The following is a 13,592-nucleotide window of genomic DNA, read 5'->3' as shown; positions in this document are numbered from 1 at the left end:
CGCCTCCGCGCCGTCGCGGGCGACCGCGATCGGGGGGGCGAGCGCGATGACGCCGCGGGCGAAGGGCAGCGGGAACACCATGCGGTCCCAGGACCGCATCACCCGCATCCGGCTGGTGACCGCGGCGCAGGGCAGCACCTGGGCGCCGGAAGCGGCGGCGAGCTGTGCGACGCCCTGCGCCGGCTGCCGGCGGGGGCCGCGCGGGCCGTCCGGGGTGATGCCGATGGTGCCGCCGTCCTGCAGCCAGCGCAGGCTGGCGCGCAGCGCCTGGGCCGCCCCGCGGCGGGAGGAGCCTTCGATGACGCCGGCGCCGAGGCGCGCGATGGCATCGGCGATCAGGCGTCCGTCGCGGTGGGAGGAGATCAGCACCTTGACCTCCGGCGGGTGGCCGCCGGTGACCCGCACCAGCCCGAGCTGCCAGCAGGCGGCGAAGACCGCCAGGTGCTCATGCCAGAAAGCCAGGATCATGCCCTGCCCGGCGGCCAGCGGCGCGGCGTGCTCCGGGTTCAGCACCGTCCAGCGGGTGGTGCGGGTGACCAGCCGCACATAGGCGACGACGATCCTCACCAGCAACGCCTGCACGGCCGGATGCTTGCCGAGCCGCTTCAGCATGGGGTTCTGGACAAGGCGCGGCCGCCTCGGGGCGATGTCACCGGGTTTGCGATCCGTCGCGATGGACGCGCCACGGGGCGCGGGCCGGGGTGAAAGGGGGCCGCGGCCGGCAGGCCGGGAGCGGCCGCTCCGGGGAAAGGGCGCTGACGCGCCGGCGCGGTGCTTAGCACGCGGCGCCGGGACAGGCGAGACGCCGGGGATCCGGGGTCGGGCAGGGGTGGCGGAAATTATCACGCCCAGGTGATGCCAAACCTGCATCCGGACCGCCAGCCCACCCGTACCGGGGCAGCGGGGCCGGTCGGCTCCGCCATGGACCTGGTTCCAATGGGGAGAAACCTTCGCATGCATCGCCACCTTCGCGCGCCGCTGGCCGCCGCCATCCTGCTCACCGCCGGCAGTGCCGGGGCGCAGACCCTGATCGGGCTCACCGCCGACAACACGCTCGTCCGCATCGACGCCGCCAGCCGCCGCGCCGCCGCGCCGGTGCGGGTGACGGGGGCCGAAGGGCGGCTCATCGGCATCGACATCCGCCCGTCCAACAACCTGCTCTATGGCGTCACCGACGCGAACCAGATCGTGACCATCGACCCCGCGACCGGCCGGGCGACGCAGGTCAGCCGCCTGAACATGCCCTTCGCCGCCGGCGGGCGGGCGGTCGTGGACTTCAACCCGGCCGCCGACCGGCTGCGCCTGATGGGCGTCTCGGGGGTGAATTTCCGCATCAACGTCGATACCGGCGAAGTCACCCGCGATGGCCAGCTCGCCTATGCCCAGGGCACGCCGCAGGCGGGGTCGACGCCGCGGATCGTCGCCGGCGCCTATACCAACAGCAGCGGCCGCCCGCAGGCGACCGCGCTCTACACCATCGACACGCTGCTGCGCTCCTACAACCTGCAGGCACCGCCGAATGACGGCGTGCAGCAGTCGCGCGGCATGCTGCCGGACCTGCCGGCCGGCGTCGCCTTCGACATCCTGGCCGATGGCGATGGCGGCAATGCCGGCTGGTTGCTGGCCGGCGCGACCTTGCACCGGGTCGACACCGCGACCGGCGCGCCCACCGCGGTCGGCGCCGTGACCGGCCTGCCGGCCGGCGCCGAGGTGATCGACATCGCGGCGCTGCGCTGACCGGCCTGGTCGCGCCGTCGCCCATCTCGGTGGCGACGGCGCCGCTTCTTGGCTACGAGGGACTGATGGACGGGGAGGCGCCGCTGCCCGCGCTGATCGAGGCGATCGCCGCCGGCGACCGCCTGGCGCTGCGCGCGGTCTACATGCGTGAATCGACCCGGCTCTTCGGCATCGCGACCGCCATCCTGCGCGACCGCGACGCGGCCGCGGACGCGCTGCACGACGCTTTCCTGCGCCTCGCCGCCCGCGCCCGGCAATTCGATCCGGCGCGCGGCGCGGCCGAGGCCTGGCTCGGCGGCATCGTGCGCCATGCGGCGCTCGACCTCGCGCGCCGCCGCGGGCGGGAGATGCCGAGCGACGATCCCACGCTCGGCGACGCCGCGGTGGAGCCCGCGATGCTCGAGACATTGGACGCGGAGGCGCAGGGCCGGCGGCTCCGCGCCTGCCTGGAAACGCTGGAGCCGCGTAGCCGGGAAGGCATCCTGCTCGCCTTCGTGCACGGGCTGTCGCATGCGGAGGTGGCGGCCCGCCTCGCGGAGCCGCTCGGCACCATCAAGTCCTGGATCCGCCGCGGCCTGCTCCGCCTGAGGAGTTGCCTCGCATGAGCGACCGCCCGACCCCGGAGGAGGAACGCAGCGCGCTGGCCGGCGAATACGTGCTCGGCACGCTGGATGCGCGCCGCGCCCGCGCGGTGGAGCGCGCGATGGCCGAAGACCCGGCGCTGGCGGCCGAGGTCGCGGCCTGGGAAGCCCGGCTCGCGCCGCTCCAGCGCGTGGCGCCACCGGAAGCGCCGCCGCCCGGCCTCTGGGACCGGATCAACGATTCGCTCGGGGAGGCGCGCCCCGCGCCGCCGCGGCCGCGCCGCGACTGGCTGTGGAAGGGCTGGAGCTTCGGCGCCAGTGCCGTCGCCGCCGGGCTCGCGCTGCTGCTGCTGGTGCGCCCGCCGGCGCCCGCGCCGGAGCGGCTGATGACCGTGCTGCTCACCAGCCGTGAACAGCCGGCCTGGCTGGTCGAAGCGGGGCCGGAAGGCATCCGCCTCGCCGCGCTGAACCGGCAGCCGGCGCCGGAGGATCGCGCGCTGCAGCTCTGGGCGCTGCCGCCGGGGGCGACGGTGCCGGTCTCGCTCGGCCTGATCCCGCGCGACGGCGGCAGCGTCGCGGTCTCCGCCACTGCCATCCGGCCCGAGCCCGGGATGCTGATCGAGATCACGCTGGAACCGCCGGGCGGATCGCCGACCGGCCGCCCGACCGGACCGATCCAGTTCATCGGCCGCTTGGCGCCGGCGCGCGGGAGTTAATGTCTATGCCCTCAGACGCCGGGCGCATTTTTATTGCCCTCAGTCGCCGGCGGCCGCATCCGCGGCCTTGGCTTCCGCGCTGTCAGGGCAGCACTGGCGGCGGCTGTTGGTCACGCGCGGGGCCGCATTCGCGGCCCCGGAGCATCGCTTCGCTCGCTCCGCAGGAACTGATGGCGGCCTGCGGCCGCGCTGATGTTTGAGGGCCTCTCAGCTCGCAGCGTTGTCCTTGCACCAGGCGGCGACCTCGGCATGGGTCGCGAACCAGCAATCGCCTTTCGCCTTGGCCGCCGCGATCACCTTCTCCAGCACCGGCATGCGGCTGCGGTGGCCGATGTAGTGGGGGTGCATGGTCAGCAGGAAGAGGCCGCCCTCGGCATGGGCGCCCTCGAACTCGGCCAGGAAGATCTCCGCCACGCCGGAGGGCGGGGTATAGGGGCGGAGCCCGCTGAAGCGCTGCATGTTGAAGTAGACGGCATCGTCGCGGATCCACTCCGGCGGCAGCTCGACGATGCCGGTGGGCTCGCCGTTCGCGGTCAGCTCATAAGGCTCGTCATCGGCCATGAGGCTGCTGTCGTAGAGCAGCCCCATCTCGCGGATGATATCGAGCGTATGGGGCGAGAAGTCCCAGCTTGCGGTCCGCATGCCGACCGGACGCTGGCCGGTCACCGTCTCCAGGGTATCGGCGGCGCGGAAGGCCAGGTCGCGCTCGACCTCGGGGCGGAGGATGGTGTTGCGCTCGTGGATCCAGGAATGGATGCCGATCTCGTGGCCCTCCTCGGCGACGCCCCGCGCCTCGGCCGGATGCAGCAGGGCGGCGACGGCGGGGTAGAAGAAGGTGGCCTTCACCTCTTCCCGTGCCAGCAGCCGGCGGATGCGCGGCATCGCCGCCCGGGCGCCGTACTGGCCCTGGCTGCTTCGCATCGGGCTCTCATCGGCATCGCGGAGCGGGATGGTCTCGTGATCCGCGTCGAAGGAGAGCGCCACGGCGCAGCGGGCCCCATCCGGCCAGTGGCGCGGCCGCAGGCTGCGCCCGGCCCGCGCCCGTTCCACGATGTCGCGCCAGACGGATTCCGGCCAGGTCCAGGGATCGCCGGCGGGATGGGGGGTGGATTCGGCCATCGCTCTCTCCTCTGTCTCGCCGGCATCTTCACCCCTTCCGAGGATTCCGCCATCGTCGGGGATATCGGCAATCCCGAGCCGCGGCGGAGGCCAGGCGTGATGACCCTCGATTTCGACGGACAGGTGGTGGCGGTGACCGGCGCTGCCATCGGCTTCGGCCGGGCCATCGCGCAGAGCTTCGCCGCCCACGGCGCCCATGTCCACGCGACGGATATCGACGCCGCGGGGCTGGCGGAGACCGCCCTTGGCACCGCCATCCGCACGGCGGTCGTGGATCTCACTGACCGCGCGGCGGCGGCGGCCTGGATCGCAGCGGTGGAGGGGCATGCCGGGCAGCCCATCGCCATCCTGGTGAACAATGCCGGCGGCATGATGGGCCAGCACCATCGCCCGATCGAGGATGTCCCCGATGCGGACTGGGACGCGATCATGGCGCTGAACGTCGATGCCGCCTTCGCGACGGTCCGGGCTGCGGCGCCGGGCATGAAGCGGGCCCGGCGGGGCCGGATCATCAATATCAGCTCCGGCGCCGCCTTCCGGCCGTCGCGCACCCGCATCCAGGCCTATTGCACCGCCAAGCACGCGGTGCTGGGCCTGACGCGCCAGCTCGCCATGGAGCTCGGCCCCTGGGGCATCACGGTGAACAGCGTGGCACCCGGCCTGGTGCTGACCGATGCCGACAAGCAGGGCGGCTGGGATGCGCTCGGCCCGGAACGCCAGGCGGCGACGCTCTCCGGCATCGCCCTCGGCCGCCTGGGCGAGGCGCAGGACATCGCGGATGCGACCATGTTCCTCGCCTCCGACCTCGCCCGATTCATCAGCGGGCAGATCCTGCCGGTGAATGGCGGCTCCTTCTGATGCCGAACCTCGCCTCCACCCGCCGCGGCCTGGTCGGCCTCGCCGCCGCGGGGCTGATCCCGTCCGCGGCGGCGCGCGCCCAGGCGGCAGCCTGGCCGAGCCGGCCGATCCGCCTCGTCGTTCCCTTCGGCACCGGCGGCGGCACCGACATCACGGCGCGGCTGCTGGCGCCGAAGCTCTCTGCCCTGCTCGGCCAGACCGTCATCGTCGAGAACCGGCCCGGCGCCGGCAGCACGCTCGGCACCGACCAGGTCGCTAAATCGGCACCGAATGGCGATGTCTTCGTCCTGGCGACGCTCTCCTCCACCGGCGTCGCGGTCGGGCTCTACCCCAACCTGCCCTACGACCCCGTGCGCGATCTCACCGCCATCGCCCCGGTCAACTTCATCCCGATCTGCCACAGCGTGACCACCCATGGCCTCCGGGTGCGCGACACGGCGGATTGGATCGCGCAGCTCAAGGCCAACCCGAACCGCTTCTCCTATGGCAGCAGCGGCGTCGGCTCGACCGGCCACCTGGCATCGGCGAGCTTCCTCCAGCGCGTGGGTGCTCAGGCGGTGCACGTGCCCTATCGCGGCGCCGGGCAGGTCTTCGCAGCACTGCTGGCGGGCGAGGTCCAGTTCAACAGCGACATCCCAAGCCTGATGCTGCCTTTCAACCGGGACGGCCAGGTGAAGACCCTGTTCGTCGCGACCGATGAGCGTTCCGGCCTCATGCCGGATGTGCCGACCGCCGCCGAAGTCGGACTGCCGGGCTACAAGGCCTACTCCTGGTACGGGATCTTCGGGCCCGCCGGCCTGCCGCGGCCGATCGTCGAGCGCATGGCGGCCGCCATCGAGGAAGCGCTGGGCGATCCGACCATCCGGCAGCGCCTGGACGAGATGGGCACCCCCGCGATGCGCGGCTACACCCCGGATCGCTTCGCGCAGTACGTCAGGGACGAGGTGGCGTTCTGGGTCCCGATCGTGCGCGCCTCCGGAGCCACTGTGGATTGAGGCGAGAACCGCTTTACGGCGCCGCGGCACCCGACACCACGGCGCGCAGCGCGCCGAGCGCTTCCGTCAGGCCGATCAGCGGCAGCGGATGACCTTCGGCCGTGCCGCCGCTCTCCGGCAGCCCGCCGCGATCCTGCGCCAGCTCAGCGAGGCTGAGGCGGCCATCGCCATCATAGTCCAGGCTCTCCACCACGCCACGCGCCAGCAGCAGCGCCGCGGCGGCGGTGAGACCCTGCAGCGCGGGGCGCTCATCGGCCGGTTCCTCGACCGCGGCGATCCAGGCGGCGCCGCGGAACAGCCGCGCCAGCTCGGCGGCGCTCAGGAGCCCGTCGCCCGAGATGTCGGCCGCACGGTAGAGCGCGGCCAGGCAGCCAGCGGCACCCATGCCCTCACCGCAAGCGGCCTCGACCCGCTCCAGCATGCCGAGGAAGGCGATGCCCTCGCCATGCTGCGCCACCAGCGCCGGCGGCCATTGCGGGCAGCGCCGCCAGAGCTGCAGCGCCGCCGGCCCGGGCAGCGCGTCGTCGCGCGTCTTGGCCTCGGGCTCCACCGTCTCCAGCGCGTCGCCCCGCATGCGCAGCAGGAGGCGCGGCGCCGCGGCGCCATCGGCGGTGCCGAGCACCCAGTCCTCGTGGCGGGCGATCGCGGCAAAGCGCAGCAGCCGGCCCGCGCCCTCGGCCGGCAGCCGGACCGCGGCGCGGGGCGTGACGTGCAGCACCGCCGCGGGGCGCGCGCAGTCGCCATCGGTCCAGTTGCCGCGCATCGGCTCCGGGATCGCCGTGGCGGGGGCTTGGGCGAGCGCTGCCCCCGGCAGCAGCAACGCCAGCAGCACGAGGATTCGGGTCACGGCAGGTTCAGCTCCTCGCCGCCGCAGAGATCGGTGTTCGGCAGCCGCACCTCCCGCCCGTCGCGGAACATCGCGAGCAGGTCGGCGCGGCAGCCGACGCCGTCGGGCGGCATCAGGTCCAGGGTTTCGCCGGCGCCCAGCACCGTGGCGCCCAGCCGATCGGGGCCGCGCGCGCTGTCCGGGGCATCGACGTAGAGCTCGATCAGCGGCACCCGCGCGGTGTTGCGCAGGCGCGTGCTGCCGGGGGCGGGTGGCGCCGGCGTCGTGCTCGGCCCCGCATCCAGGCGGTCCGACAAGGTCCAGCCGGGACGCAGCACGATGACCGGCACCTGGCAGAGATTGATGCGGTTGCGCTCCTCCGCCGCCTGGCGGTCGGGGAAGACGATGCGCAGGTCGGCCTCGCAGCCGCCGCGCATCACGATCTCCCGTCGGCCGCCGCGGGCCAGGACCTCCTCGCTCAGCCGGTCGGGGCCCCAATCCTCGGTGGCACTCGGCGCCAGGTAGAGCTCCTCGATGTCGGCGCGATGGGCATTGACCACCACCACGCGCCGCTGCGGCGGCCGTGGCGCGCCGGTGCCATCGAAGGAGAGGGAGGGGGTGGCGCAGAGATCGGCGCCGCGCCGTTCCTCCGCCGTGCCGTCGTCATAGACCACGCGCAGGTTCCAGCGGCAGGATTGGCCGCGCAAGGTCACCGTCTGCGAGCGGCCGATGCCGAGCGCGTCGCCGCCCAGCCGCTCCGGTCCCCAGCGACCTTCCTCGGCCAGCGTCTCGGGGATGGCATAGAGGCCCTGGATCGCCGCATCCGCGATATTGGCGACGGCGAGCGTGCGGCGCGGCACCGCGCCTTCGGCCAAGGTCACCACCATGCCGCGGCAGAGATCGACGCCGCGGCGGACATCCTCGCTCTCGTCGTCGAAGACGGCGCGCAGGTCGAAGCTGCATTGCCGGGTGCGGCCGAGGCGCAGCCGCGCCTCCTCCCCCGCGGCGATCGCGACCGACAGGCGGTCGGTGCCGGCGACCGGACCGGATGCGGCCGGCACGACATAGAGCTCGCGTAGCGCCCGCTCGGTCGCGTTGCGCACCAGCACCTCCCGGAGCGGCGCCGCCGGGTCGCCGAAGGTGACGCGGCGCTGCTCGCAGAGATTGGCGCGCCGCCGTTCCTCGCTGCCATCGGCGAAGATGGCGCGCAGCTCCACCGCGCAGGGGCCGCGGCCGAGCCGGAGGCGCAGCGTGCCGCGATCGGCGATGCTCTCGGCGCCGAGCAGGTCGATCGCGTTGTCCCCGGCATAGACTTCCCGGATCGTCTGGCCGGACTGGTTGGCCAGCAGCGTCTCGCGCTCGGGATTCTGGGGGCGTGGCGCTTGGGCTTGGGCAAGTGTGGGCAGGGCAAGCAGCGCCATGCCGAAGATCCGGGCCGAGAGCCCACCCATACCAAAGCCTCCGAGCGACGCGCGGCCCAGGATGCGGGCCGCCCCGCGATGGCGCAAGGCGGGTTTCGGAGCTGCCTCTCAGGGGGCGGCCGGCAGCACGACGATGGAGACCGCGCGGGCCGCCGGAACACCTTCGCGTGCGGCGCGGCTGAAATTTGCGGCACGCGCCTCGGCCCGCACCCGGTCGGCGGCGATGCCGCGCTGTTCGAGTGCCCGCGCCACCGTGCCGGCGCGCTGCGCGGCCAGCCGGATCGTCGTGGTGGCGCCACCTTCCTGCCCGGTCAGCCCCAGGACGCAGAGGTTGCGCGGCGGGTCGCCATTGGCAGTCTCCACGGCCGCCGCCAGCAGGCTGCGCGCGGCCTCGGTCAAGGTCGCGCTGCCGCGCGCGAAGGGGATGGTGAAGACGTCGTCCTCGAGCTGCCCGGCGCCGACGCAGTCGAAGCTCCGCTGCTGTTGCTGTTGCTGTTGCTGTTGCTGGGCCATGGCCGGGGCGGCGGCCAGCAGCGCGGCCAGGGCCAGGGCGGATCGCCGGAGGGCGGTTACGCCCGGAGGCGTGAATCCGCCCGCCAGAGGAAATCCTGGGTCGGTGCAGCGGAGCAGCGCGGAGCGAAACCGAACCAGGGCGGCGGGGGTGGGCGTGATCGTCATGCGGGAATCCATCGTCGCGCTGTTACATGGGAGACTAAATTCCCGGAGCGGCGCTTGCAAAGCGCCATCACCTTCCGCAAGGCTCCGCCAAACCAGGGACAAGGAAGCCCAGCATGCCCGACGAAGGCCCGACCCCCCTGCGCGACACCGCGCGGATCGAATTGCTGGCGGCCGGCGCGGAGGCGCTGCGCCGCCTGGCGCCCGACCTTCCGGCCGAGGCGGTGGCGCTGATGGAGCGCCTGCATGCGGCGATCCCGACGCCGGCGCTGGCCGCGATCCCGGCCGAGACCCTGGCAGAGGCGGCGGCGAGCCTGTTCTCGCTCGCGGCCGAACGGCGCCCGGGCCAGACGCTGATCCGCGTGGTGCCCCCCGGCCCCGGGCGCGGCGCCCGCGCGGTGCTGGAAAGCGTCACCGACGACATGCCCTTCCTGGTCGACAGCGTGCTGGCCGCGCTGACCCTGAAGGGACGGATCGCGGAGCGGCTGCTGCACCCGATCGTGCCCGTGCGCCGCGAGGGCGGCCGCATCGTGGCGATCGAGGAGGGTGCGCCGCGCGAGAGCATGATGCGCGTCACGCTCGCCAGCGGCGCGGAGGAGGATCTGCCGGCGATCGAGCAGGCGGTCACGCGGACGCTGGCTGATCTGCGCGTCACCGTCGGCGACTTCCCGGCGATGCTGCGCCACCTCGAGGCCGCCGGCGCCGAGGTGGCCGCCTTCCGGACTGAGGATGCGGCACCGGCCGCCGCCTTCCTGCGCTGGATGGCCGAGGAGAATTTCGTGCTGCTCGGGCACCGCAACCTGGCGCTGGCGCCGGACGGCGGGCTCGACATCGTGGAAGCCGAAGGGCTCGGCCTGTTGCGCGACGAGAGCGTGCCGGTCTTCGATGCGCTGCGCGACCTCCATGCCGTGCCGGAGGCGGTGAAGGCGACCCTGATCGAGGCGGCGCCGATTTCGGTCGCCAAGGCGAACATGCGCTCCTCCATCCATCGCCCGCAGCATGCCGATGTGGTGGCGACGCGCTATCTGGGGCCTGACGGCCAGGTCGCGGGCATCCGCGTCTTCCTCGGCCTCTTCGCCGCCGCCGCTTATAACCGCAACCCGCGCTCCATCCCCTGGCTGGCGGAGAAGGTGCAGCGCATCCTGGCGATCGCCGGCGTCGCGCCCGACAGCCATGACGGGCGGGCGTTGCGCAACATCCTCGACACCTGGCCGCGCGACGAGCTGTTCCAGGCACCGGACGCCGCTGTGCTGGCCGGCGCCAGGCAGGCGGTCGACCTGCAGCTCCGTCCGCGCGCCGCGCTGGCGCTGCGCCGCGATCCCTTCGAGCGCTTCGTCTCCGCGATCGTCTGGCTGCCGCGCGACACCTTCGACACCAAGCTGCGCGAGCGGGTCGGCGGCATGCTGGCGCGCGCCTTCGACGGCAGGCTCTCCGCCTATCACATCGCGCTCGGCGATGCGCCGCTGGCGCGCATCCACTACGTCATCGGCACCACGCCGGGGCGGGTGCCGCAGGTCGCCGACGCGATCCTGGAAGCGGCGATCAGCGATGCCGCGCGCAGCTTCCGCGACCGCATCGCCGAAGCGCTCGCGACCGAGCAGGGCGAAGCGGCGGCGGCACGGCTGCTGGCGCGCTGGGGCGATGCCTTTCCACCCGCCTATCGGGAAGCGAGCTCCTCCGCCCAAGGCCTCGGCGACCTCGCGCTGGCGGAAGCGGCACTCGCCTCCGGCCGCCCGGCGGCGCGGCTCGAACGGCCGGCGGGCGCCAATGCCCGCAGCCTGACGCTGCGGCTGGCCAATCCCGGCGGGCCGCTGCCGCTGGCCGATGCGCTGCCGCTGTTCGAAAGCCTCGATCTCCGCGCCATCGAGGAGGTGCCGCACCGGCTGGAGCCGGCGGGTGCCGATCCTGTCGTGCTGCACGTGTTCAGCTTGCAGGCGGCCGCCGATTGCCCGGAGAGCCGCTTCCCCCGGCTGCTGGAAGCGTTGTCGGCGCTGCTCGCCGGCGCCGCCGAGGCGGATGGCTTCAACCGCCTGGTGCTGCGCGCCGGTCTCTCCTGGCGCGAGAGCTGGCTGCTCAGGGGGATGTACCGCTGGCTGAAGCAGGTGGGCTTCGCCTTCAGCCAGGAAAGCGTGGCGGCGGCGCTCGCTGCGCATCCGGATGCGGCGCGCATCCTGGTCGACCTCTTCCTTGCGCGCTTCGACCCGGCGCGGCCGCGCGGCGACGAGGAGCCGCTGCGCATGGCCTGGGCGGCACTGCTGGACGGCGTCGACAATCCCGATGACGACCGCATCCTGGCGCGGCTGCGCACGCTGCTCGACGCGATGCTCCGCACCAACTACTTCCAGGGCAAGGACTACATCGCCTTCAAGCTGGACAGCGCCCAGGCCGGCGACATGCCGGCGCCGCGCCCCTGGCGGGAAATCTTCGTCCATTCCGTGCGCATGGAAGGCTGCCATCTGCGCGCAGGCCCGGTGGCGCGCGGCGGTATCCGCTGGTCCGACCGCCGTGAGGATTTCCGCACCGAGATCCTGGGGCTGATGAAGGCGCAGCGCCTCAAGAACGTCGTCATCGTGCCGACCGGCGCCAAGGGCGGCTTTATCCTGAAGCACCCGCCGCCGGCGACCGACCGCGAGGCCTTCATGGCCGAAGGCATCGCCTGCTACCGCACCCTGGTGCGCGGCATGCTCGACCTCGCGGACAACTACCACGGGTTCGAGGTGGTGACGCCGGAGGGGATCGTCCGCCGCGACGGCGACGACCCTTATATCGTCGCCGCTGCCGACAAGGGCACCGCGACCTTCTCCGACATCGCCAACGGGCTTTCCGCCGATTACGGCTTCTGGCTCGGCGACGCCTTCGCCTCCGGCGGCTCGCAGGGCTATGACCACAAGGGCATGGGCATCACCGCGCGCGGCGCCTGGGTGATGATCGACCGCCATTTCCGGGAAGTGCTCGGCCATTCCGTGCAGGACGCGCCCTTCACCATGGTGGGCGTCGGCGACATGTCGGGCGACGTCTTCGGCAACGGGCTGCTGGTCAGCCGCAAGACCAGGCTGCTGGCGGCCTTCGACCATCGCCACATCTTCCTCGACCCCGATCCGGATGCCGAGGCGGCGTACAAGGAACGCGCGCGGCTCTTCGCGCTGCCGCGCTCCTCCTGGGCGGATTACGACGTGCGGCTGGTGAGCGAGGGCGGCGGCGTCTTCCCGCGCAACGCCAAGACCATCCCGCTGTCGCCCCAGGTGCAGGCGATGCTCGGCATCCATGAGGCCAGGGCCGAGCCCGCCGTGGTGATGCGCGCGATCCTGGTGGCGAAGGTCGACCTGCTCTATTTCGGCGGCATCGGCACCTATGTGAAGGCGAGCACCGAGAGCCAGGCGGAGGCCGGCGACCGCGCCAATGACGCGATCCGCATCGACGGGCGGGAGATCGGGGCGCGGGTCGTGGGCGAAGGCGCCAATCTCGGCGTCACCCAGGCCGGCCGCATCGAGGCGGCGCGGCAGGGCATCCGCATCAACACCGATGCGCTCGACAACTCGGCCGGCGTCTCCACCTCCGACCATGAGGTGAACATCAAGATCCTGCTGGCCGCGGCCGAGATCGACGGCGCCATCACCCGCCGCCAGCGCGATGAGCTGCTGGTGCAGATGACCGATGAGGTCGCGGCGCTGGTGCTGCGCGACAACCATCAGCAGTCGCTGGCCGTCACCCTGGAGACGGAGATGGGGGCGGAGGCCCTGGCGGCGCAGGCGATGCTGATGAAGCGGCTGGAAGCGGCCGGGCTGCTCGACCGCGCGGTGGCCGGCCTGCCGGACGATGCCACCATGCGGCGGCGCATGGCCTCCGGCGATGCGCTGACCCGGCCGGAGATCGCCGCGCTGCTGCCCTTCGCGAAGCTCTGGCTGACCGATGCGATCGAGGATTCGGCGCTGCCGGACGACCCGGCGCTGACGCCGGCGCTGCTGCACTACTTCCCGGCGCCGCTCCGCGAGACCTATGCGCGCTATGCCGAAAATCATCGCCTGCGGCGGCAGCTCGTGGCGACGATCCTGGCGAACGAGGTGGCGAACGGCCTCGGTTGCGCGGCCCTCGCCCGGCTAACGGTGGAGGCGGGGCCGGAACGCGCGGTGCGCGCCGCCTGGCTTGCCGGCGAATGCTTCGGGTTGGAGGAAGCGGCGGATGCGATCGACGCCTCGGTCGCGACCGCGGCGGTGAAGCTGCGGGCGTTGCGCTCGCTGCGTGCTTTGCAGGAAGGCGCGGCGCGCGGGTTGCTCTCGACCACCGGCACGCTCGGGGAGGCGCTGACCGAGCTGCAGCCGGGCATCGCGGCGCTGATCGCCGCGGAAGCGACGCCGCCCACGGAGGCGGAAGGGCTGCCGCCTGCCGCGGCCGGCATCGCGGCCGCGGCAGGTCGGTTGGTCGCCGGGCCGGCGGTGGTGCGGCTCGCGGCACGCGCTGGGGTCAGCGCCGACATGGCGGCCGCCGCCTGGAGTTCGGCGGGTCAGGACTATGCGCTGGATGCACTGCGGGCGGCGGCGGATATGGCGCCGGCGCCAGGCACCTTCGGCCCGCGCGCAAAGGCGCTGCTGCTGGACGACCTGCTGTCGATCCAGGCCGGGCTCGCGCAGCGCGGCCTCGGCGGCGCCGCGGCGCCGGCGGGCGCC

General features: G+C 73.2%; 11 protein-coding genes. 6 read left to right on the top strand and 5 right to left on the bottom strand.

The window, feature by feature from the left end; translation table 11 throughout:
- Positions 1-612, bottom strand: a 612-nt coding sequence (locus tag GXW71_RS33260) for a lysophospholipid acyltransferase family protein (RefSeq protein ID WP_211858146.1), incomplete at its 3' end; no start/stop codon positions are given.
- Positions 613-954: 342 nt separating this feature from the next.
- On the opposite strand from GXW71_RS33260, the gene GXW71_RS33255 reads away from it, so the two are divergent.
- The 3 genes from GXW71_RS33255 (at position 955) to GXW71_RS33245 (ending at position 3,034) form a co-directional block, all read left to right on the top strand.
- A complete protein-coding gene (locus GXW71_RS33255; protein WP_211858143.1) occupies positions 955-1,737 on the top strand; it encodes a DUF4394 domain-containing protein in 783 nt (260 codons plus the stop codon).
- 65 nt (positions 1,738-1,802) lie between these two features.
- Complete coding sequence (locus tag GXW71_RS33250) at positions 1,803-2,342, top strand: sigma-70 family RNA polymerase sigma factor (RefSeq protein WP_211858141.1); 540 nt, start codon at positions 1,803-1,805, stop codon at positions 2,340-2,342.
- Positions 2,339-3,034: an anti-sigma factor gene (locus GXW71_RS33245; RefSeq protein ID WP_211858140.1), complete on the top strand. Its 696-nt coding sequence runs from the start codon at positions 2,339-2,341 to the stop codon at positions 3,032-3,034. Before GXW71_RS33250 ends, GXW71_RS33245 begins: the two co-directional genes overlap by 4 nt.
- A 207-nt stretch (positions 3,035-3,241) precedes the next feature.
- Here the strand turns inward: GXW71_RS33245 and GXW71_RS33240 are convergent, their stop codons facing one another.
- Positions 3,242-4,153 carry a polysaccharide deacetylase family protein gene (locus tag GXW71_RS33240; RefSeq protein WP_211858139.1) on the bottom strand — a complete coding sequence of 304 codons (912 nt, stop codon included), beginning with the start codon at positions 4,151-4,153 and terminating at the stop codon, positions 3,242-3,244.
- On the opposite strand from GXW71_RS33240, the gene GXW71_RS33235 reads away from it, so the two are divergent.
- Both GXW71_RS33235 and GXW71_RS33230 read left to right on the top strand, forming a co-directional pair.
- The gene (locus tag GXW71_RS33235; protein ID WP_246527127.1) at positions 4,133-5,011 is read left to right on the top strand and encodes an SDR family NAD(P)-dependent oxidoreductase; all 879 of its coding nucleotides are present in this window, start codon (positions 4,133-4,135) and stop codon (positions 5,009-5,011) included. The two genes, GXW71_RS33240 and GXW71_RS33235, sit on opposite strands and share 21 nt — an antisense overlap.
- Positions 5,011-6,006, top strand: coding sequence for a Bug family tripartite tricarboxylate transporter substrate binding protein (locus GXW71_RS33230; protein WP_211858138.1), 996 nt, complete (start codon positions 5,011-5,013; stop codon positions 6,004-6,006). The genes GXW71_RS33235 and GXW71_RS33230 overlap by 1 nt, the downstream gene beginning before the upstream one ends.
- 13 nt (positions 6,007-6,019) lie before the next feature.
- Here the strand turns inward: GXW71_RS33230 and GXW71_RS33225 are convergent, their stop codons facing one another.
- The 3 genes from GXW71_RS33225 to GXW71_RS33215 form a co-directional block, all read right to left on the bottom strand.
- Complete coding sequence (locus GXW71_RS33225; protein ID WP_211858136.1) at positions 6,020-6,853, bottom strand: EF-hand domain-containing protein; 834 nt, start codon at positions 6,851-6,853, stop codon at positions 6,020-6,022.
- On the bottom strand, positions 6,850-8,283 hold the full coding sequence (locus GXW71_RS33220; RefSeq protein WP_211858134.1) for a hypothetical protein: 1,434 nt from the start codon (positions 8,281-8,283) through the stop codon (positions 6,850-6,852). The genes GXW71_RS33225 and GXW71_RS33220 overlap by 4 nt, the downstream gene beginning before the upstream one ends.
- Before the next feature lie 78 nt (positions 8,284-8,361).
- Positions 8,362-8,931 carry an OmpA family protein gene (locus GXW71_RS33215; RefSeq protein WP_211858132.1) on the bottom strand — a complete coding sequence of 190 codons (570 nt, stop codon included), beginning with the start codon at positions 8,929-8,931 and terminating at the stop codon, positions 8,362-8,364.
- Between the two features lie 113 nt (positions 8,932-9,044).
- Between GXW71_RS33215 and GXW71_RS33210 the strand changes: the two genes are divergently transcribed.
- The coding region (locus GXW71_RS33210) for an NAD-glutamate dehydrogenase (RefSeq protein WP_211858130.1) at positions 9,045-13,592 on the top strand (4,548 nt) is incomplete at its 3' end.

It is taken from the genome of Plastoroseomonas hellenica, from assembly GCF_018129085.1.
GTDB classification, from domain to species: domain Bacteria; phylum Pseudomonadota; class Alphaproteobacteria; order Acetobacterales; family Acetobacteraceae; genus Plastoroseomonas; species Plastoroseomonas hellenica.
Note: the sequence above shows the minus strand (reverse complement) of the source record. Positions and strands in the feature narration are given on the sequence as shown.

Excerpts from the sequence above, each read along its gene's own strand:
- GXW71_RS33235 (WP_246527127.1), top strand. The coding sequence starts at position 4,133 with ATGGGGGGTGGATTCGGCCATCGCTCTCTCCTCTGTCTCGCCGGCATC.
- GXW71_RS33255 (WP_211858143.1), top strand. The coding sequence starts at position 955 with ATGCATCGCCACCTTCGCGCGCCGCTGGCCGCCGCCATCCTGCTCACC.
- GXW71_RS33220 (WP_211858134.1), bottom strand. The coding sequence starts at position 8,283 with ATGGGTGGGCTCTCGGCCCGGATCTTCGGCATGGCGCTGCTTGCCCTG.
- GXW71_RS33240 (WP_211858139.1), bottom strand. The coding sequence starts at position 4,153 with ATGGCCGAATCCACCCCCCATCCCGCCGGCGATCCCTGGACCTGGCCG.
- GXW71_RS33215 (WP_211858132.1), bottom strand. The coding sequence starts at position 8,931 with ATGACGATCACGCCCACCCCCGCCGCCCTGGTTCGGTTTCGCTCCGCG.
- GXW71_RS33230 (WP_211858138.1), top strand. The coding sequence starts at position 5,011 with ATGCCGAACCTCGCCTCCACCCGCCGCGGCCTGGTCGGCCTCGCCGCC.
- GXW71_RS33245 (WP_211858140.1), top strand. The coding sequence starts at position 2,339 with ATGAGCGACCGCCCGACCCCGGAGGAGGAACGCAGCGCGCTGGCCGGC.
- GXW71_RS33250 (WP_211858141.1), top strand. The coding sequence starts at position 1,803 with ATGGACGGGGAGGCGCCGCTGCCCGCGCTGATCGAGGCGATCGCCGCC.